The sequence below is a fragment of the Burkholderia sp. AW49-1 genome (assembly GCF_053427845.1).
The window spans coordinates 314,120-332,366 of the sequence record NZ_JBSAXF010000006.1 but is presented as its reverse complement, the minus strand read 5'-3'; the positions used below and the strand labels follow the sequence as shown (position 1 = coordinate 332,366).

Below are 18,247 nucleotides of genomic sequence, written 5' to 3'. Positions count from 1 at the left end.
GCCCGACCGATGAAGCCCTGCAAGCATCGGGGATGCGGTGCGCTTGTTGCGGATGGCAAGACGCACTGCGATCAGCATGCGCAGGAGGCTGTCAAATGGAGGCCAGATACCGTTCGCGGCAATCGCCATGCGCGGGGATACGGAAGCGCGTGGGAACGGATCAGAATGCGAATCCTGCGCCGTGACGCTGGCCTTTGTCAGCCCTGCCTGCAAGCCGAGCGAGTGACGCCGGCGACTGCTGTCGACCATGTTATCTCGAAGGCGCGAGGTGGGAGTGACCGTGACGAGAACCTGCAAGCAATCTGTCGTGACTGTCACGCTGCCAAGACGGCGCGCGAGCGCCTGCGGTGACGCGTGCACGGCCGCCTCGTAGCGAGGGCTCAGGGAGCGGCGGAGGCGGGGCGGGTCGAGGCTGACCGGGAGGGGGGGGTAAAAAAGTCTGGGAGGCATCGCCTCCGGGACCGCCCGCCTCGTCGAATCTTTACGCCCGCGAAATTAAAAATTCAGGAGTTGGCCAGTGGGAGGTATCGCGTCAGTGCCGGGGCGGGGCAGAAAACCCAAGCCGACCGCACGGAAAGTCGCTGCGAGAAATCCCGGCAAACGCGCGCTGAATAAGGACGAGCCGGATTTTGGCTTGGTCACGAACATCGAGCCGCCGGAGTGGATTGCCGGCGAGGCGCGTGACATGTGGGAGCGCGTTGTTCCGCTGCTTTGCGGGCAAAAAATCTTGCAAGTGACGGACCTGCACATTGTCGAAATCTTCTGTGCGGCCTACGGCAACTGGCGAACTGCTCAGGACGAGTTGACTCGCAACGGCCCTGTCGTCGACAGCTCACAAGGCAGTCCGATGAAGAATCCGGCCGCGACCGTTGTCAAGGAGGCCGCGGCTCAAATGGCGAGCTTCGGCGCAATGCTGGGGCTCGACCCGGCTAGTCGGCAGCGCCTGGTCGGCGCGAAGCCGAAAACACCAGATAACCCTTTCGCGAAGCTGCTCGGCAAATGATTGGAAGACATGGCGACAAATTTCCCGCGCGTAGAGCAGGGGCTCAAGTTCGCGCGAGAAGTCGTTCGTGGCAAGCGCTTCGCTTGCCGGTATGTGCAACTTGCTTGCAAGCGCCACCTTGACGACCTTGCGGCGAGCCGAAAGAAGGATTTCCGCTGGAAGTTCGATCCGGCAGCCGCTGAGCGAAAGCTCGAGTTCATTGAGCTGCTGCCGCACACGAAAGGCGAGTGGGCGTTTAAGGGGCAATTGGTAACTCTGGAGCCTTGGCAGAAGTTCGGCCTGATGGCGACCTTCGGCTGGGTCAATAGGCGCACCGGCAAGCGCCGGTTCCGCGAAAGCTACTGGGAGGTGCCGAGAAAGAACGGCAAATCGGTGATCGCCGCTGGTGTCGGTATTGGGATGTTCGTGCTTGATGACGAGTTTGGCGCGGAGGTTTATTCGGGCGCGACGTCGGAAAAGCAGGCATGGGAGGTTTTCCGCCCAGCGCAGCTGATGGTCAAGCGCTCGCCGATGCTCGTCGATTCGGCTGGAATCGAGGTCAATGCCTCGAACATGAACAAGCCGGCCGACGGTAGTCGATTCGAGCCGATCATCGGGAACCCTGGCGATGGTGCGTCGCCGTCCTGCGCGATCGTGGACGAGTATCACGAGCACGATAGCGCTGCACTGTACGAAACGATGCTGACTGGCATGGGGGCTCGTAGGCAGCCGCTGATGTTCATCATCACCACGGCCGGTGCAAACATCGAAGGCCCGTGCTTCGACAAGCGCCGACAGGTGATCGAAATGCTCGAAGGGACGGTTCCCGACGACGAGCTTTTCGGGTGGATCTGGACGATCGACGAAGGGGACGATTGGACCGATCCGTGCGTGCTAGCGAAGGCGAATCCGAATATCGGAATTTCGGTTTATCAGGAGTATCTGGAGAGCCAGCAGCAACGCGCGATCAAGTCGGCACGCTTCACGAATACGTTCAAGACGAAGCACTTGAACGTGTGGACATCGGCCAAGACAGGCTATTTCAACCTCGAAGACTGGAAGGCGTGCGAGGACCGATCACTGAAGCTGGAACAGTTCGAGGGGCAAGACAGCGTGCTCGCGCTCGATATGGCGCGCAAGCTCGACCTGAACAGCATGGCTCGGCTTTTCTGGCGCGACATCGACGGGAGGCGGCATTACTTCTGCGTTGCACCGAGATTCTGGGTGCCTGAGGACACTGTGCACAATACCGAGAACCGTCGTATGGCGGAGCGGTATCAGGCGTGGATCAATCAGGGATTTCTGCTCGAAACGGACGGCGCGGAAATTGACTATCGCGACATTCTCGAAGAGGCAAAGGACGCGAACCGGATCTGCCCGGTGCAATGCACTCCGCTGGACCCACACGGCGCGACGAACCTCTCGCATCAGCTTGAAGACGAAGGGCTGACGCCGGTCACGATCGTCCAGAACTACACGAACATGTCGGACCCGATGAAGGAGCTGGAGGCGGCCATTGCATCTGGCCGGTTTCATCATGACGGAAACCCGATCATGACGTGGTGTATCAGCAACGTCATCGGCAAGAACCTGCCGGGCAACGACGATGTGGTGCGCCCGATCAAGCAGGGAAACGACAACAAAATCGACGGCGCTGTTGCGCTGATTATGGCGATAGGTCGGGCCATGCTGGCCGACAGAGTCGATTCTGAGTCGATCTACGATCAAGGAGTGGGCGTTTGAATTCAATAGGCATTGCGGCCTGGGTGGCCGGCCTGCTCGGGTTCGCGTTGCTGGTGACGGGAGTGATGTTGATCAGTCTGCCGATCGGCCTGATTGTCGCGGGTGTCCTGCTTCTGCTGTGGGCGCTCTTGGCGGATATGGCAGCGGCTCGTGCGCAGCAAGTCAGGCAGCCGAAGGAGTAGACCAATGTTTTTCAGTAGGCAATTGCTATCCAACCCCGGTCAGACGCAGATGGGGTCCGGCGGCTGGCTGTCGGCGCTGCTCGGTAGCTCCCGATCGGACGCGGGGCAGGTCGTGACTCCGGCAAGCGCACTGGCACTGACGGTCTTGCAAAACTGCATAACGCTGCTTTCGGAGAGCATCGCGCAGTTGCCGATCGAGCTGTACGAGCGCGCTGGTGACGACCGGAAGCCGGCGACGGATCATCCTCTGTATTCGATCCTGAAGTACGAGCCAAACCCATGGCAGACGCCGTTTGAGTATCAGGAACAGTCGCAGGTTGCGGCCGGCCTGCGCGGCAACAGCTACAGCTTCATCGATCGCGATCAGGATGGGGTCATTCGCGGGCTGTATCCGCTGGATAACGAGGCTGTGACGGTCATGAAGGGCTCGGACCTCATGCCGGTCTATCGGGTCTACGGGGGCGAGCCGATGCCGAAGCGGCAGGTGCATCACGTTCGCTAGATGTCGATCAACGGCTACACGGGTTTGTCACCTGTCCTGCTGCATGCGAACGCGATTGGGCACGCGCAGGCGATCCAGCAGTATGCCGGCAAGTCGTTCATGAACGGCACCACGCTGTCGGGCGTGATTGAGCGGCCCAAGGACAGTCCAGCGCTTAAGGACCAGGCCAGCGTGGATCGAATCACGGACGGCTGGAACGCAAAATTCGGTGGGTCAGGCAACGCGAAGAAAGTCGCGTTGTTGCAGGAGGGCATGACGTTCAGACCGTTGTCGATGACAAACGTTGACGCAGCGTTGATTGATGCGCTGCGCCTCTCGGCGCTCGACATTGCTCGAATCTACAAGATCCCGGCTCACATGGTGAACGAGCTGGAGCGGGCCACGTTCAGCAACATCGAGCATCAATCGCTTCAGTTCGTCATCTATACGTTGTTGCCGTGGGTCAAGCGGCACGAACAGGCGAAGACGCGCGATCTGCTGCTGCCGTCGGAGCGTAAGCAGTACTTCATCGAGTACAACCTTTCGGGTCTTCTGCGAGGCGATCAAGCATCGCGCTATGCCGCTTATGCGGTCGGGCGTCAGTGGGGCTGGCTGTCGATCAACGACATTCGGCGGCTTGAGAATATGCCGCCGGTCAAGGGCGGCGACGTCTACCTGAGTCCGATGAACATGGTCGATGCATCCAAGCCGCAGCAGCTTCCAGTCGGCAAAACCGAGCCGACGAAAGCACAAATCGGCGAAATTGAGAGGATCCTATCGTGAGACCGCACCTCAGACTTGCAAGTCTGATTTTCAACCAGCCGCAGCTCGTCACGGACCCGATGATGTCGCTCGCGGTGCAGTGGGCGAACCAGGCGCTCAACCTGAATATCGTCAATCTGACCGTGAACGGTGTGCAGCCGAAGATCATGGAGGACGACGACTACGACAGCAGCGCGCAGATGGCCGCGGCGTCCGAGCGTCGTCGTACCCTGGTAGCAGATACAGGAATGGACATCATTCCTGTATCGGGAATCCTGGTGTCGCGCTCGGCGCACATGAATCCATGCGAGCCGATGACCAGCTACGAGGGTTTGCGTACTGCCGTGAATCAGGCGGTTGGGGATCCGGCCGTCGAACATATCGTTCTCGACATCGACAGCAACGGTGGCAGTGCGACCGGTGCGTTCGAGTTGGCTGACGACATTCGCGCTGCATCGCTGGTCAAGCCGATCACGGCGATCGTCAACTTCTCGGCCTTCTCGGGTGGCTATCTCATCGCTGCCGCGGCGTCGAAGGTGATCGTCAGCCGCACATCGGGTGTTGGGTCCATTGGCGTGATCGCCAACCATCTCGACGTCTCGCAGCGTGACGAACAGCAGGGAATCAAGGTGACGTCGGTGTTTGCCGGCGATCACAAGAACGACCTGACGCCGCATGAGCCGCTGAGCGACCAGTCGCTATCGTTCCTTACCAGCATGGTGCAAAACAGCTACAAGCAGTTTGTCGACGCGATCGCGAACTTCCGTGGCTTGAGCACGCAGGCGGTGAAGGACACGCAGGCGGGCATCTTTTTCGGGCAGCAAGGCGTCGACGCCGGGCTGGCCGACAGCATCGAGACGCCGCAGGCAGCGATCAACCGGATTGCTGCGGAAGTGCGCGCGTCGCGAGCGGAGCGCCAGAGCGTGAATGCCCGACGTAGTGTGTCGGCCCGTGCGGCGGCGATGAACATGCAATCCATGATGTAACCAGCCGCAAGAAATCGGATTTTTCACGATCAACATCAGAGCGCGTTCGCGTCTCAGTTGAGCACTGCCACCTTCGGGTGGCATTTTTTTTAGGAGAAGGGTAAGTGAACATCAACGAACTCCGCCGCGAACGCGCTGCCATCAACCAGCGTGTTCAGGCGCTGGCACAGATCGAGTTGGGCGGCACCGCCTTGTCGGTCGAGCAGCAGGCTGAATTCGAACAGCTCAGTTCGAAGTTCAACGATCTGACTGCGCAAATCGAGCGCGCAGAAGCCGCGGAGCGCATGGCCGCAGCCGCCGCAGTGCCGGTCGATCCGGCGCCGGCAGCAGTCACTGCGCCGGCTGCGGCGTCCGTGCCCGCGCAGCCGAAGGCTCCGGAAATCAAGGGCGCGAAGATGGCGCGCATGGTTCGCGCGCTCGCGGCAGCGCGCGGCGACGCGCAGCTCGCGTCGAAGATTGCAATCGAGCGCGGCTTCGGCGAGGACGTCGCCATGTCGCTGAACACCCTTTCGCCGGGTGCCGGCGGTGTCCTGGTGCCCGAGAACCTGTCGAGCGAGGTCATCGAACTGCTGCGCCCGAAGTCCGTTGTCCGGAAGCTCGGAGCTCGTACGCTGCCGCTCTCGAACGGAAACATTACCATCCCGCGCCTCAAGGGCGGCGCGATCGTCGGTTACATCGGCGCCGACACGGACATCCCGACGACTCAACAACAGTTCGACGATCTCAAACTCACGGCGAAGAAGATGGCCGCGCTGGTGCCGATCGCGAACGATCTGATCAAGTACGCCGGCGTGAATCCGAACGTCGATCAGATCGTCGTCGGCGACCTTACATCTGCGATCGGTGCACGCGAAGACAAGGCATTCATCCGCGACGATGGCACGGCGAACACCCCGAAGGGGCTGCGCTTCTGGGCGATTCCCGGCAACGTGATCACGGCGAGCGACGGCGCGACGCTGCAGAAGATCGAAACGGATCTCGGCAAAGCCATTCTCGCGCTCGAGAACGCAGACGCCAATCTGACGGAGCCGGGCTGGATCATGGCTCCGCGCACGTTTCGCTTCCTCGAAGGCTTGCGCGACGGGAATGGCAACAAGGTCTATCCGGAACTCGCCAACGGCATGCTCAAAGGGTACCCGGTCGGCAAGACGACGCAGGTGCCGATCAATCTCGGCGACGCCGGCAAGGAGTCGGAAATCTACTTCACCGACTTCGGCGACGTGTTCATCGGCGAGGAAGAAACGCTCGAAATCGACTACAGCAAGGAGGCGACCTACAAAGACGCCGACGGCAACATGATCAGCGCATTCCAGCGCGACCAGACGCTGATTCGCGTTATCGCGAAGAACGACTTCGGCCCGCGTCACGTCGAGTCGATTTCGGTGCTGGCCGGCGTGACCTGGGGCGCGTGAGCGAATCTGCAACCATGCGGGCCGCCAGATAGTGGGGGGGGCGCAATTTGGAGAAAAGCATGAAAGTGGTGAAGTTCAAGCGACATTACGCGCAGTACACGCCCGGTGACGTTGCAGGGTTCGAGGACGAGTACGCCGATCGGCTCATCGACGCAGGAATTGCACAGGCGCACGAACGCGAGCTGAAGGAGACGAAAGCGCCTGCGAAGGCTGAAGCGTCGAAGGCCGCCGCGGCCAAGGGGTAACACAAGATGGCCGCAGTTCTCGTCGAGTACCTAGGCGACGCGGAGCCGCTTACCTTCGAGGACGTCGCCTCGCAGTGCCGAATCGATGATGACGATGAGCGAGCGTTCATCGAACAAGTGGTGATTCCCGGTGCGCGTCAGGCAGCCGAGAGCAAGTCGGGCGCCGCTATCCGGAAGGCACGCTATGTCGAGCGGCTCGGATCCTTCCCAAAAGGCGAGATTCCACTGTCCGTAGGGCAGGTCTTCGCGATGGATGCGGTTGCGGTTCGTTCGATGTCCGGTGAGCGTTTGACGCTACGCGAAGCTGAATTCGAGCTAGTTCAACTCGGGCGCGAGACTATTCTTGTGCCGTTGAACGGTCATTGGCCGACAGTCGGCGCACCGACGCTCACTTATCGAGCCGGAATTGATCTCGAGCACTTTCCTTCGGTTCGCTCGTGGATGCTTCTTGCAGCGGCGTGGGCCTACGAAAACCGGGAGCTTTTCTCGTCGGGGCAATCGATCGTGGCAATGCCAAGCAGCTTTGCGGATGCCCTTCTCACTCCAATCACGGTTCCACCGAGGTTCTGATGCGCATTCCACGAATCGGAGAGCTTAATCGGCGGGTGCAGTTGCGTGAGCGCCGGGACTATCCCTATCGCGATGCCGAGCTCGAATCTGAATTTCAGCAGCAAAGGTCGCGCTGGGCGAAGATCGAGCCGGTCGGTGCGGCCGTATACAGCGGCAGCGTACAGATCGACGAAAAGATCACTCACCGGATGTACCTGAGATACGTCGATGGCGTCACGAGCGACTACGAGGTGGTGTATCGCGAGCAGGTATTTCGTGTGAAACGTGTCGGCGATCTGAACAGCGTGCGGCGCTTTACGGTGCTCGAAGTGGAGGAACTCCGACATGGTGGGTAACGCTGATATTGCGCTGCATATCGAAGGGTTTGAAGGCTTCGATCGGTTGATCGATTTCGACAAGCGCGAAGTTCGGAAAGGAATGCGCAAGGCCGGCCGCATCGTCGAGCGTCGTGCAAAGGCGCTTGTTGCGATTCGTGGCCGGTCGGCACCGGGGCGGTATCCGGCGCGCCAAACTGGACGGCTTCAGCGGTCGATCAAGACCAAGGTTTCGCGTTCGGGGTTCATGGTCAAGGTCATGCCGCAGAAGATCGCGGGCATGCGCGATTTCTATCCGGCATTCCTGTATTACGGCGCACGGCGTAAACGCGGCGTGCGCCGTGATCGCGGGTCGCGCGGCACGTCCAACTGGCGTATTGAGCCGCGCGGCAACTACATGGTCGACGCGAAGGACGACAGCGTGCGCGAGGTTCGTGCATTGCTCGTCGACGTGTACCGCCGCGCTCTTACGATCCGTTGAGGTTGCCATGAAGCTATCGCCGACGATCGCGCATGTGCGCGATTTCTGTCCGTTGTTCGAGCGTCGCGTGTCCGGTGGCATCGATTGGGCGGCATTGGAGGACAGCGCAAAGCTGGAAATGCCCGCTGCGTTCGTCGTGATGACCGGCGACGACCCGGAGCCCAACCAGTTGCAAAACGGGACGAGGCAGGACATTGCCGACGAGTTCGACGTCATCGTCGCGCTGAAGCAGGGGAACGAGCGCGGGCAGGCGGCGGCCGACGAGCTGCATGACGTACGCGCGGCGCTACTGCGCTCGCTCGTTGGCTGGACGCCCGACAAGCGATACGAACCGATCGAATACACGGGGTGCGATCTCGTATCGACCGACCGTTTTCGCGTTCTCTATCGGTTCGGTTTTTCGGCGATGTGGACCCTCGGTAGTGACGACGATCCCGAGACCTGGCACGAGGACATGCTGGATAAATTGCCTGCTTTGCAGGGCATCGACATTCACGTCGATGCCATCGACCCCATGGCAGACCCGAATCTGAAAAAGCCCGGCCCGGACGGCCGGATCGAAATGGAGCTCCGTGTTGAGCTGAAGGATGAACGATGACAAAAACGATGCGCGTGAAGCCCGCGGACGGGCGAATCGTTCGCGACCCGTCGCGCGGTGACGATCTGCCGGTCGACGGCCGCGATGTGCCGCGAAATGTTTACTGGCGCCGCTGCGTGCAGTCGGGCGATGTGGTTGAAATCGCGGAACCGGGCGATGTGGCTGCGAAGCCGGAGCCGGCCGCCGCCGAAGTTGCGGAGGCAGAGCCGGCCGGTACTGCTCAAGGCAAGGCAACCAAGGGGAGTAAGGGATGATCAGCTTCAACAATATTCCCGCGGATCTCGCGGTGCCGTTGTTCTATGCCGAAATCGACAACTCGGCGGCGGCAACGGGCGGTAGCACGCTGCGCCGTCTGATCATCGGGCAGGCGAACGACGATGCTGTTGTCGATGCGCCGGCGCTCACGTTGCTGTCGCGTACGAGCGATGCGATCGCACTGGCCGGTGAAGGGTCGATGCTCGCTGCGATGAGCGACATGTGGCGCCGCGGCGACCCGGTTGGCGAAGTGTGGGGGATCGCGGTCAAGGTCGCGGAAGGTGTGGCGGCAAAGAGCACGATCGAGCTGGTTGGCACGGCGACGGAGACCGGTCTGCTGTCGCTTTACGTCGCGGGCCGGCGCGTGCGCGTGACCGTCGCGAGCGGGGCGGTTGCGGCTGATGTCCTGCTGCAGCTCGTCGCTGCCGTGAACGGGACCGCCAACATGCCGGTGCGCGCAGCCATTGCGGGCGTCAAACTGGAACTGACGTGCAAGTGGAAGGGCGACACGAGCAATGACATCGCGGTCGAATTCAACCGCGGCGGCCTTGCTGCGAACGAGCGTTTGCCGGCGGGGCTGAATGCGACGGTGACGCCGATGACCGGCGGTGCGGGCTCGCCCGAACTGGCTGACGTCCTGGCGGTTGTGGGCGACGAGGAATTTGAATTCGTCTGCCAGCCGTGGACGGATCCGACGTCGCTGGATGCATTCGCCGAATGGATGAACGACGTATCGGGGCGCTGGGCGTGGTCGTCGATGTTGTACGGGCATGTCTACTCGGCGCGCCGCGGCACGCCGGGCCAACTGGTCGCCGCGGGCCGTGTGCGCAACGATCAGCACATGACGATCAACGGTTTCGAGCCCGATTCGCCACGCCCGTCGTGGGAGCAGGCCGCGGCGTTCGGTGCGCGGCAAGCGGTCTTCATTTCGGCCGATCCGGCACGGCCGACGCAAACCGGGCTGCTTGTCGGGATCAGCGCGGCTCGGCCGGGGAAGCGGTTCATCCTGAACGAGCGGCAGTCGTTGCTGACGAGCGGCATCGCAACGACGAACTCCGCGGATGGCTCGGTTCGAATCGAGCGCGCGGTGACGACGTACCAGCGGAACGCCTACGGGCAGTCGGACAACAGCTACCTCGATTCGGAGACGTTGCATACAACCGGGTACGTGATGCGGTTCCTGCGCCAGCGGATTACGAGCAAGTACGGTCGGCACAAGCTGGCGGTCGACGGGACCAGATTCGGGCCGGGCGCCGCGATCGTGACGCCGAAGATCATCCGCGCGGAGCTGATCGCCGCATACGACGAGCTGGAACTGGCCGGCATCGTCGAAAACGCCGACCTGTTCGCGCAATACCTGATCGTCGAGATCAACAAGACGAACCCGAACCGCATCGATGTGCTGTTCCCGCCGGACTACATCAACCAGCTGCGCATCTTCGGGCTGTTGAACCAGTTCCGGTTGCAGTACCCGGAAGCAGCGGCGGCCTGACGGCGTCGACGATAGTGCAAACCGAGCGGCCCGCCATCGTGCGGGCCGCTGTCATTTCAGGAGACCGATATGGGTCAGAAGGTCGCCGGAACCGCCTACGTGAAGGCGGATGGCGAGCAGTTTTCCGTGACGGGAGGCGTCGAGTGCCCGCTGTCGGACGTGAAGCGCGAGAGCATTTTGCCGGGCCTCTATAAAGAAGAGGATCGCGTGCCGTACGTGAAGGTCGACGCGGTGTTCGAGAAGAGCTTTCCGATCGCGAAAATCCAATCCGCGGACGACATGGTCGTGACCGTGGAATTCAAGAACGGTCGCGTGTACGTGCTGAGTGGCGCGTACGTCGTGGGCGAACCGGCGGCGACGGGCGATGACGGTAAGGCATCGCTGGAATTCAACGGTGTGAAAGGACGGTGGCAATGAAAATTCGACTCAGCAAGCCGGTCGACGCGCATGACGAGTCGTTGACTGAACTCGATCTGCGCGAACCGACGCCGGCCGATGTGCGGGCGATTAAGGCGCTGCCGTATGCGCTCGATCGCGAGGAAAACGTGCACGTACGCCCGGACATCGTCGCGCAGTACATCGCGCGCCTCGCGAGTATTCCGCCGTCGTCGGTCGATCAGATCGACTTGGTCGATTTCAACTCGATCTGCTGGACGGTCGCGGGTTTTTTCTTGACTCGGGCGTCTCAGACGCCGACGACCTGATCGGCGGCGTCTACGAGCTCGCTCATTTCTGGCGCGTCGATCCGGAGCTGGAAATGACGCGCCCGATTTCGATCATTCTCGAGCATTTTGAACAGGCGAACCGCATTAGTCGTGCGGTCCCGGAGACGTAAGCGTGGCGGACCAATTTCAACTCAAGGCGCTGATTACTGGCGTCGACAAGCTGTCACCGGCGCTGCAGGGTATTCGGAAGAATATCGCGGGCTTCCGTAAGGGGCTGAAGGCGGACGGGCTCGGCGAGATCGGTTTTAAGGACGTGGTGGCGGGCGTCGCTATCGCGGCGCCCATCATCGCGGCGACGAAGGCGGCGATCGACTTCGAATCGTCGATGGCGGACGTGAAGAAGGTTGTCAACTTCGACACACCGGAGCAGTTCAAGAAGATGACCGACGACGTGCTCGGGCTCTCGAAGCGTCTGCCGATGGCCGCGCGCGACATCGCAAAAATCACGGCGGCCGGCGGCCAGGCGGGCATCGACAAGAGCGAGCTCGCGCAGTTTTCCGAGGACGCGGTGAAGATGGGTGTCGCCTTTGACCAGACGGCCGAGGAATCCGGCGACATGATGGCGAAGTGGCGCACGGCGTTCAAGATGGGGCAGGGCGAGGTCGTCTCGCTGGCGGACAAGATTAACTATCTCGGAAACACCGGGCCGGCTAATGCCCGCCAGATTTCTTCGATCGTGACGCGCATCGGCCCGCTGGGTGCGGTGGCCGGCATGGCGAGCGGCCAGATTGCGGCGATGGGTGCGACGCTGGCCGGCGTTGGCGTGCAGGAGGAGGTCGCCGCGACCGGCATGCAGAACTTCATGCTGGCGCTGACGGCCGGCGGGAGTGCGTCGAAGAAACAGCAAGGCATCTTCAAGGCGTTGCGGATGGACGCCAAGGCGGTCGCGGCCGGCATGCAGCAGGATGCGCAGGGAACGATCGTGCGGGTACTGTCTGCGGTGAGCAAGGTTGACAAGGTCAAGCAAACCGCGGTGCTTGAGGGGTTGTTTGGTCGCGAGTCGATCAAGGCGATCGCCCCGATGCTGACGAACCTCGATTTGCTGAAAAAGAATTTCGAGAAGGTCGGCAATTCGACGCTGTATGCCGGCTCGATGCAGCAGGAATACGATGCGCGCGCGGCGACGACGGCGAACAATCTGCAGCTGATGTCGAATCGATTTACGGCGATCGGCATCGCTGTCGGCAACGTCGTATTGCCGCCGTTGAACGAATTTCTCGCTTTCATCGGCCCGATTGCCGACAGTGTCGCCGCGTTCGCGACTGCCAATCCGGAACTCGTCAAAGGGCTACTCGGTGCGGCTGCCGGTCTCATCGCATTGCGTGGCGCCGCTGCGATCGCGACTGTGGCAATGAAGGTTTTCACGATGGTGTCGAGCCTCACGCCGCTGGGGATTGCCGTGCGTGTGCTCGCGTTGGCGGCCGGGTTTCTGATCGCGAACTGGTCGAAGGTCAAACCGTTTTTCGAAAAGGTTTGGGCGGGAATCAAGGATGTGTTTTTCAGCTTCCCGCTCGTGCAGGTTATCGCGGAAAACTGGGGGCCGATTACCGAATTCATGTCGGCGCTCTGGGACGCAACGAAGATCGTGATCGGGGCCGCGTGGGAGGGCATCAAGGCGATGTTCTTCCACTTCACGCCGCTTGGCATCGTCATCAAAAACTGGGAGCCGATCGTCACGTGGTTTTCGCAGCTGTGGGACCGGGTGAAGCCCTATATCGAGCCGCTGATGAGCGGCGCCAAGTGGCTCGGTGGAAAGCTCGGTTTCGACGGCGGTAGCGCTTCAACGGGCGACGTGTTGCGCTCCGGCGCGGCGAGCTTGCGAAACTGGACGTTGGCGCAACAAACCGGAGTGTCGACGGGCACGGCGCGTCTAGCGAGCGGCGTGCTGGCGCAGCAGGGTGCGGCGAATGCACGGCTCCAGGGCGACCTGAAAATCCGGTTCGATGGCGCGCCTCCGGGGATGCGCGTCGAGCAGGCCCAGACGAATCAACCGGGCCTGTTCGTGACGCCGAGCGTTGGCTATCGGTCGCTCTCGGGCGTGCCGCAATGAGGTCATCATGAGTTGGCGAGAAAAGTTGCGGCCGGCGTCGTTCCGTGGTGTGCCGTTCAAGGTTTTCGACGACAAGACGCCGGTCGGGCGCCGCGTCGTTGTGCACGAATATCCGCGGCGGGACAGCAGTTATCCAGAGGACAACGGCAAGAAAACCCGGGAATACACGATGACGGCCTTCGTCATCGGTTCCGATTGTCTCGATCAGCGCGACAAGTTGCTCGACGCGCTCGAGCAGGAGGGAGCGGGTGAGTTGATTCATCCGTGGCTCGGCTCGCTGCGCGTGCAGGCTGGCGAGTGCGACATGACGCACGTGAAGGCGGATGGCGGGATGGTCCGCTTCACGCTGGTGTTTCACGACGCGCCGGACCTGAAGTATCCGACCGGTGCAGCAAATACAGGTAAGCAGGCACTCGGCAGCGCCGACGGGTTGCTCGATACCGCACTGAGCCGGTATCGCGATGCGGTTGCGTTGGTCGAGCTGGCACAGGTCACGGTCGATAGTCTCATGCAGCAGGGCGGATCGATTTTCGACGTGCTCTATCGATATGCGTCGCCGTTCACGGTGTTGTTCGGAAGCGTGCGGAGTTTCGTCGAAACGCTCGTCGAAATTCCGGGCTCGATCGCGGATCGATTCCGTTCAGCATCGGATCCGGCATTTGTCGCGCGCGTGGCCCCTGCCGGTTACGCGGATGCGATTTCCGGAGCGCTCGGCAAGGTGGGGGCGATCTCGATGCTTGACGAGATTCCGCCGCCGCGCGGGCGCGAGGCGAGCAAGTTGTTCGCCGCGACGGTCGACCTCGTGCAGGACGTGTTGCTGGTCGACGTCGTGCGCGACGCCGGCGCGTTACCGACGTACTCGCCGTCCACGTTGCCGGCCGGCGCGCCGGCGCTGGATGTGCAGATTGCAAATCCATTGCCCGCTGTCGATGTGCCGGTCGCGGATGATCTCCGCGACCTTGCAGAGACGGTTTCCGAATCCATGTGGCAGCAGGGAATGGCGGCGCCCCGCGAACATTTCCAGGCACTGACCACCAGCCGTGTGAAGGTCGCGCAGCATTTGGCGAAGGTTGCACGCGAAGGCGTCGGTCTGGTGACGCTAACCCCACCGGAGGCGGTGCCGGCACTCGTGCTCGCGTACCGCAAATACGGCGATGCGGCGCGCGGTGACGAGATTGTGATGCGCAACCGGGTTGCGCACCCAGGCTTCCTGCCGACCGTGCCCCTGAAGATTCTTTCTCGATAGATGGCTGACAACTCCAATATCGTCACGTTGACCGTCAACGGTCTTGATTTCGCCGGATGGACCGACGTGCGGATCTCGGCGGGCATCGAACGGCAAGCGCGCGATTTCGCACTCGCGATCACGTGGAAGTGGCCCGGCAGCGGTGATGTGCCGCGGCAGGTCAAACAGGGCGACCGATGCGAGGTGCGTATCGGGACCGATCTGGTACTGACCGGATACGTGTTCTCGACGCCGATCCGGTATGACGCCGCATCGCTTACGTGCGGTATCGGCGGCCGGTCGCTGACGGCCGATCTTGTCGACTGCGGTGCGGACAACAAGCCGTCGCAGTGGCGGGGGCAGCGCGTAGGCCGGATCGTCGAGGCGCTGGCCGCGCCGTACGGCGTGAAGGTCGTCGACGAGTCGGGGGATGCAGGAACGCTGGTCGATCACACGATCGAGCCCGGCGAAACGGTGTTCGATTCGATCGATCGGCTGTTGCAGTTGTCGCGGTTGCTGTCGACCGACGACGAGCAAGGGCGCCTGGTCATTGCCGAGCTGGGGAGCACCGGCAAGGCGTCTGACAAGCTTGAGCTCGGCGTCAATATCAAAGGCGGTGATGCGCCGCTTGATTTTTCGCAGGTGTTCTCCGAGTACGTGTGCAAGGGGCAGCGCAGCGGGACCGATGAGGCGTTCGGCGTCGCCGTCAGCGAGATCGAGGCGCGCGTGGCGGATCCTCGTATCGCGCGGCATCGAACGATGGTGATGCGTGAGGCCGGTCAGATGACGGCTGATCTTGCGCGGCAACGCGTCGAGTGGGAGAGCGAGAACCGGATCAGCAAGGCGCTGATGACGACCTACAAGGTGCAGGGTTGGCGACAGTCGAACGGCCAAATCTGGCGACACAACCAGATAGTCCGTGTCGTCGATTCGATCGTCGGCTTCGATCGCGACATGTTGATCGTGGAAATCGAATATTCGCAAAGCAACGCCGAAGGGATGCTCACGAAGCTGACGGTCGCTCCGCCGGACGGCTTTGCGGCCGAACCGTTGACGAAGAGAAAGAAGGTCAAGGGCAAGAAGAAAGGCAAGGATAACTTCGAATTTCTGTTGCCGGCCGATTGGGAGAAGCAATGAACAAACTGGGTGCGTGGCTAGTTCGCGGGGTCGTGTCGCTCGTGAATTCGGCCTCGAAGATGCAGACGTTGCAGACGCGATTGATGGCGGGCGGGGTGAAGGATGGGGTCGAGCATTTCGAGCCGTACGGGTTCACGTCGCATCCGATGGACGGCGCCGAGGCGATTGTTGGTTTTCTCGGCGGCGACTCGTCGCACGGCGTTGCATTGGTCGTGGCCGATCGCCGATTTCGGCCGCTGAATCTGAAGCCTGGGGAGGTTGCGATTTTCACCAACGAAGGTGACAGCCTGATTCTGCGCAATGGCCGTATCGCCGAGCTGACAACGGACACGTTCCGCGTAAACGCGTCCGAAAAAATCGAGCTCAATTCGCCGATCGTCGAAGCATCGGAGGAGGTTGTCGCAAAGGGACGTCTGACCGCGCAATCTGGCATGGCCGTGCGCGCGGGCGAGGGCGGTGGCGAGGCGGCGACGTTCGACGCACCCATTCGCACACCGGACGTCATCGTCGACGGCAAGAGCACGGCGCGGCACCGTCACACGGAGACCGGCGGCATTACGGAAGAAATGCAATGAGCGACGCACGAGATGCGATGTTGCGGCGCGCGGTCGAGATCAGCCTATTCACGTGGCGACGTGCGGAGCCCGGCGATCCGCTCGACGACGATGAGCGAATGGGATGGTGGGGCGATAGCTTCCCGGATGTTGCCGGCGACCGAACTGGCTCGCGTCTATGGCTGTTGCGCCGACAGGTGTTGACCGCGGAAGTGCTGCGCCGTGCCGAAGAGTACTGCCGCGAAGCCCTGCAGTGGATGGTCGACGACGAAATCGTGACAGCGGTCAGCGTGAGTGTAAGGCGAGCGGCTGGTGTTGGGCGTGCTGCAACCGACCGAGCAATCGGGGAGATTGTCCTGTCCGACGATCGCGACGGGCCGTTCACCATCAACTACGACGACATGTGGAGAATTTTCGATGACGTTTCCGTTGCCGACGCTGCCTGAGCTGATTGAGCGGGTGGGCGGCGATCTGACATCCGCCTCGGATGGAGCGCTCCGGCGCTCGGATCAGCGCGCGCTCGTACGGGTCCATTCGGGCGCCAGCCATGAAATGCATGGCTATCTCGGATGGACGGCACGGCAGATTCTGCCGGACGAGTGCGACGAGGAAATGCTGTTGCGCCACGCTCGGCTGCGGCTCGCGGTGCCGCGCAAAGACGCGGCGGCCGCGGCTGGCTTTGTATCTGCCAGCGGGGCCGAAGGGAAAACCATCGACGCGGGCGCCCTGCTACAGGCTGACGACCAGCGACGCTACGTGGTTGTCGAGACTGCGACGATTCGAGTCGGAGGCGCGAAGATGCAGGTGCGAGCCGTCGATGCGGGGGTTGCGGGCAACATTGGTGCCGGCGTGCGGCTGCGGTTTATTTCGCCAGTCGTGGGCGTATCGGACACGGTCGCGGTGCTGGATCCCGGAATTTCGGGCGGCACGGATCAGGAATCGATTGAGCGATTGCGGCAACGGGTCATTCGATCCTACCGCCTCGTGCCTGACGGGGGGAACGGAGACGATTACGTGACATGGGCGCTCGAGGTGCCCGGCGTTACGCGCGCGTGGTGCCGACCGCACTACATGGGGCTCGGTACGGTCGGCGTCTTTTTCATGCGCGACGACGATCTCAACTCCGTTCCGGATGAGCAAGCGTGTGCAACTGTGAAGGCGTATATCGAGCGGCAGCGGCCGGTGACTGCGGAGTTGTACGTACTTGCGCCAAAGCCGCGCGATCGATTTCGATATTCGGCTTTCGCCTGACGATGAGGCAACGCGCACGGCCGTCGTGGAAAACCTGTCCGATTTGCTGGAACGGGAGGGGGCGCTCGGCGTGACCGTACTTGAATCGCATCTCAGACACGCGATCAGCGGCGCGCGGGGCGAACGCGATCACAAGCTGCTGCAGCCCGTCGACGACGTCGCACTGCAGCCTAACGAGCTCCCGGTGATGGGGGCCGTGAAATGGCAGTGAAAGACGAGGCGGACTATCTGCAGATGCTGCGCGCGTTACTGCCGCCCGGTCCGGCATGGAGCGACGAGCTCGCTCCGCAGGTGCACCGCGTGCTCGCCGGCCTGGCTCCGGAATTTCTGCGCATCGATGCCCGTACGCGTGCGTTGCTCGACGAGATGGACGCCGCGTCGGTGCGCGAGCTTGTGCCGGATTGGGAGCGCGTCTGTGCGCTGCCGGACGAATGCCTTGGACCGGCGCAGTCCTTCGAAGAGCGACAGCGCGAAGTGCGCAACCGATTGCTGGGCGTTGGTGGTCAACGCATCGCGTATTTCGAATCGCTCGCACGTGAGAACGGCTATCCGGACGCCAGGATCGAGGAGCACCGCGCGCCGCGGTTTGGGCGGTCGCGATTCGGTGTTGCTCGCTTCGGTACGTGGGCGCAGCAGTACATCTGGACGATGCACATGGGGCGACGGCGCAGCGACGGTCGCCGCTGGGGCGCGACAGTTTGGGGCGAGCGGTTCGGACGCAATCCGAATAGCGGCATCGAGTGCTACATCCGACGTCATGCACCCGCGCATACGTTGGTGATTTTTGACTACGAGGTATAGG

23 protein-coding genes and 1 pseudogene are annotated in these 18,247 nt (G+C 62.0%); all 24 read left to right on the top strand.

The features are described from left to right. Positions 1-351: HNH endonuclease (locus ACV22W_RS13260; RefSeq protein WP_448019712.1), on the top strand; the 351-nt coding region annotated here is incomplete at its 5' end. 166 nt (positions 352-517) lie between these two features. After that, a complete protein-coding gene (locus ACV22W_RS13255; protein ID WP_448019711.1) occupies positions 518-1,003 on the top strand; it encodes a phage terminase small subunit P27 family in 486 nt (161 codons plus the stop codon). A gap of 9 nt (positions 1,004-1,012) precedes the next feature. After that, positions 1,013-2,725, top strand: a complete 1,713-nt coding sequence (locus ACV22W_RS13250; RefSeq protein WP_448019709.1) for a terminase large subunit — start codon at positions 1,013-1,015, stop codon at positions 2,723-2,725. Next, positions 2,722-2,907 (top strand): hypothetical protein, encoded by a 186-nt coding sequence (locus ACV22W_RS13245; protein WP_059461348.1) that lies wholly within the window; start codon positions 2,722-2,724, stop codon positions 2,905-2,907. Before ACV22W_RS13250 ends, ACV22W_RS13245 begins: the two co-directional genes overlap by 4 nt. A gap of 4 nt (positions 2,908-2,911) precedes the next feature. After that, positions 2,912-4,171 (top strand): annotated as a pseudogene (locus tag ACV22W_RS13240) (phage portal protein). Continuing rightward, positions 4,168-5,136: a S49 family peptidase gene (locus ACV22W_RS13235; RefSeq protein WP_448019707.1), complete on the top strand. Its 969-nt coding sequence runs from the start codon at positions 4,168-4,170 to the stop codon at positions 5,134-5,136. Before ACV22W_RS13240 ends, ACV22W_RS13235 begins: the two are co-directional and overlap by 4 nt. Positions 5,137-5,240: 104 nt before the next feature. Continuing rightward, complete coding sequence (locus ACV22W_RS13230; protein ID WP_448019706.1) at positions 5,241-6,548, top strand: phage major capsid protein; 1,308 nt, start codon at positions 5,241-5,243, stop codon at positions 6,546-6,548. A 59-nt stretch (positions 6,549-6,607) separates the two neighbouring features. Continuing rightward, positions 6,608-6,793, top strand: coding sequence for a hypothetical protein (locus ACV22W_RS13225; RefSeq protein WP_224019481.1), 186 nt, complete (start codon positions 6,608-6,610; stop codon positions 6,791-6,793). Between the two features lie 6 nt (positions 6,794-6,799). Beyond that, positions 6,800-7,363, top strand: a complete 564-nt coding sequence (locus tag ACV22W_RS13220; protein WP_448019705.1) for a hypothetical protein — start codon at positions 6,800-6,802, stop codon at positions 7,361-7,363. After that, entirely contained in the window at positions 7,363-7,698 is a 336-nt protein-coding gene (locus tag ACV22W_RS13215) for a phage head closure protein (protein ID WP_448019704.1), read from the top strand. The genes ACV22W_RS13220 and ACV22W_RS13215 overlap by 1 nt, the downstream gene beginning before the upstream one ends. Next, complete coding sequence (locus tag ACV22W_RS13210; RefSeq protein WP_448019702.1) at positions 7,688-8,158, top strand: hypothetical protein; 471 nt, start codon at positions 7,688-7,690, stop codon at positions 8,156-8,158. The genes ACV22W_RS13215 and ACV22W_RS13210 overlap by 11 nt, the downstream gene beginning before the upstream one ends. A 7-nt stretch (positions 8,159-8,165) precedes the next feature. Beyond that, the gene (locus ACV22W_RS13205) at positions 8,166-8,756 is read left to right on the top strand and encodes a phage tail terminator protein (RefSeq protein WP_448019701.1); all 591 of its coding nucleotides are present in this window, start codon (positions 8,166-8,168) and stop codon (positions 8,754-8,756) included. Then, positions 8,753-9,010 carry a DUF2635 domain-containing protein gene (locus ACV22W_RS13200; protein ID WP_448019700.1) on the top strand — a complete coding sequence of 86 codons (258 nt, stop codon included), beginning with the start codon at positions 8,753-8,755 and terminating at the stop codon, positions 9,008-9,010. Before ACV22W_RS13205 ends, ACV22W_RS13200 begins: the two co-directional genes overlap by 4 nt. Further along, complete coding sequence (locus ACV22W_RS13195) at positions 9,007-10,503, top strand: phage tail sheath subtilisin-like domain-containing protein (protein WP_448019698.1); 1,497 nt, start codon at positions 9,007-9,009, stop codon at positions 10,501-10,503. Before ACV22W_RS13200 ends, ACV22W_RS13195 begins: the two co-directional genes overlap by 4 nt. 69 nt (positions 10,504-10,572) lie before the next feature. Then, on the top strand, positions 10,573-10,920 hold the full coding sequence (locus ACV22W_RS13190; RefSeq protein WP_059474076.1) for a phage tail tube protein: 348 nt from the start codon (positions 10,573-10,575) through the stop codon (positions 10,918-10,920). Then, positions 10,917-11,207, top strand: a complete 291-nt coding sequence (locus tag ACV22W_RS13185) for a phage tail assembly protein (RefSeq protein ID WP_448019697.1) — start codon at positions 10,917-10,919, stop codon at positions 11,205-11,207. The genes ACV22W_RS13190 and ACV22W_RS13185 overlap by 4 nt, the downstream gene beginning before the upstream one ends. A 133-nt stretch (positions 11,208-11,340) precedes the next feature. Further along, entirely contained in the window at positions 11,341-13,278 is a 1,938-nt protein-coding gene (locus ACV22W_RS13180; RefSeq protein WP_448019695.1) for a phage tail tape measure protein, read from the top strand. Beyond that, positions 13,244-14,524: a DNA circularization protein gene (locus tag ACV22W_RS13175; RefSeq protein ID WP_448019694.1), complete on the top strand. Its 1,281-nt coding sequence runs from the start codon at positions 13,244-13,246 to the stop codon at positions 14,522-14,524. The genes ACV22W_RS13180 and ACV22W_RS13175 overlap by 35 nt, the downstream gene beginning before the upstream one ends. Beyond that, positions 14,525-15,640, top strand: coding sequence for a phage baseplate assembly protein (locus ACV22W_RS13170; RefSeq protein ID WP_448019693.1), 1,116 nt, complete (start codon positions 14,525-14,527; stop codon positions 15,638-15,640). Beyond that, complete coding sequence (locus tag ACV22W_RS13165; protein WP_448019692.1) at positions 15,637-16,215, top strand: phage baseplate assembly protein V; 579 nt, start codon at positions 15,637-15,639, stop codon at positions 16,213-16,215. The genes ACV22W_RS13170 and ACV22W_RS13165 overlap by 4 nt, the downstream gene beginning before the upstream one ends. Further along, entirely contained in the window at positions 16,212-16,640 is a 429-nt protein-coding gene (locus ACV22W_RS13160) for a phage GP46 family protein (RefSeq protein WP_448019691.1), read from the top strand. The genes ACV22W_RS13165 and ACV22W_RS13160 overlap by 4 nt, the downstream gene beginning before the upstream one ends. Then, entirely contained in the window at positions 16,612-17,445 is an 834-nt protein-coding gene (locus ACV22W_RS13155) for a baseplate J/gp47 family protein (RefSeq protein ID WP_448019690.1), read from the top strand. Before ACV22W_RS13160 ends, ACV22W_RS13155 begins: the two co-directional genes overlap by 29 nt. Then, the gene (locus ACV22W_RS13150) at positions 17,399-17,656 is read left to right on the top strand and encodes a hypothetical protein (protein ID WP_448019726.1); all 258 of its coding nucleotides are present in this window, start codon (positions 17,399-17,401) and stop codon (positions 17,654-17,656) included. The genes ACV22W_RS13155 and ACV22W_RS13150 overlap by 47 nt, the downstream gene beginning before the upstream one ends. Next, positions 17,647-18,246, top strand: coding sequence for a YmfQ family protein (locus ACV22W_RS13145; RefSeq protein ID WP_448019688.1), 600 nt, complete (start codon positions 17,647-17,649; stop codon positions 18,244-18,246). Before ACV22W_RS13150 ends, ACV22W_RS13145 begins: the two co-directional genes overlap by 10 nt. Position 18,247 lies beyond the last annotated feature (1 nt).

Excerpts from the sequence above, each read along its gene's own strand:
- ACV22W_RS13250 (WP_448019709.1), top strand. The coding sequence starts at position 1,013 with ATGGCGACAAATTTCCCGCGCGTAGAGCAGGGGCTCAAGTTCGCGCGA.
- ACV22W_RS13225 (WP_224019481.1), top strand. The coding sequence starts at position 6,608 with ATGAAAGTGGTGAAGTTCAAGCGACATTACGCGCAGTACACGCCCGGT.
- ACV22W_RS13220 (WP_448019705.1), top strand. The coding sequence starts at position 6,800 with ATGGCCGCAGTTCTCGTCGAGTACCTAGGCGACGCGGAGCCGCTTACC.
- ACV22W_RS13215 (WP_448019704.1), top strand. The coding sequence starts at position 7,363 with ATGCGCATTCCACGAATCGGAGAGCTTAATCGGCGGGTGCAGTTGCGT.
- ACV22W_RS13210 (WP_448019702.1), top strand. The coding sequence starts at position 7,688 with ATGGTGGGTAACGCTGATATTGCGCTGCATATCGAAGGGTTTGAAGGC.
- ACV22W_RS13205 (WP_448019701.1), top strand. The coding sequence starts at position 8,166 with ATGAAGCTATCGCCGACGATCGCGCATGTGCGCGATTTCTGTCCGTTG.
- ACV22W_RS13200 (WP_448019700.1), top strand. The coding sequence starts at position 8,753 with ATGACAAAAACGATGCGCGTGAAGCCCGCGGACGGGCGAATCGTTCGC.
- ACV22W_RS13195 (WP_448019698.1), top strand. The coding sequence starts at position 9,007 with ATGATCAGCTTCAACAATATTCCCGCGGATCTCGCGGTGCCGTTGTTC.
- ACV22W_RS13190 (WP_059474076.1), top strand. The coding sequence starts at position 10,573 with ATGGGTCAGAAGGTCGCCGGAACCGCCTACGTGAAGGCGGATGGCGAG.
- ACV22W_RS13185 (WP_448019697.1), top strand. The coding sequence starts at position 10,917 with ATGAAAATTCGACTCAGCAAGCCGGTCGACGCGCATGACGAGTCGTTG.
- ACV22W_RS13170 (WP_448019693.1), top strand. The coding sequence starts at position 14,525 with ATGGCTGACAACTCCAATATCGTCACGTTGACCGTCAACGGTCTTGAT.
- ACV22W_RS13165 (WP_448019692.1), top strand. The coding sequence starts at position 15,637 with ATGAACAAACTGGGTGCGTGGCTAGTTCGCGGGGTCGTGTCGCTCGTG.
- ACV22W_RS13160 (WP_448019691.1), top strand. The coding sequence starts at position 16,212 with ATGAGCGACGCACGAGATGCGATGTTGCGGCGCGCGGTCGAGATCAGC.
- ACV22W_RS13155 (WP_448019690.1), top strand. The coding sequence starts at position 16,612 with ATGACGTTTCCGTTGCCGACGCTGCCTGAGCTGATTGAGCGGGTGGGC.
- ACV22W_RS13145 (WP_448019688.1), top strand. The coding sequence starts at position 17,647 with ATGGCAGTGAAAGACGAGGCGGACTATCTGCAGATGCTGCGCGCGTTA.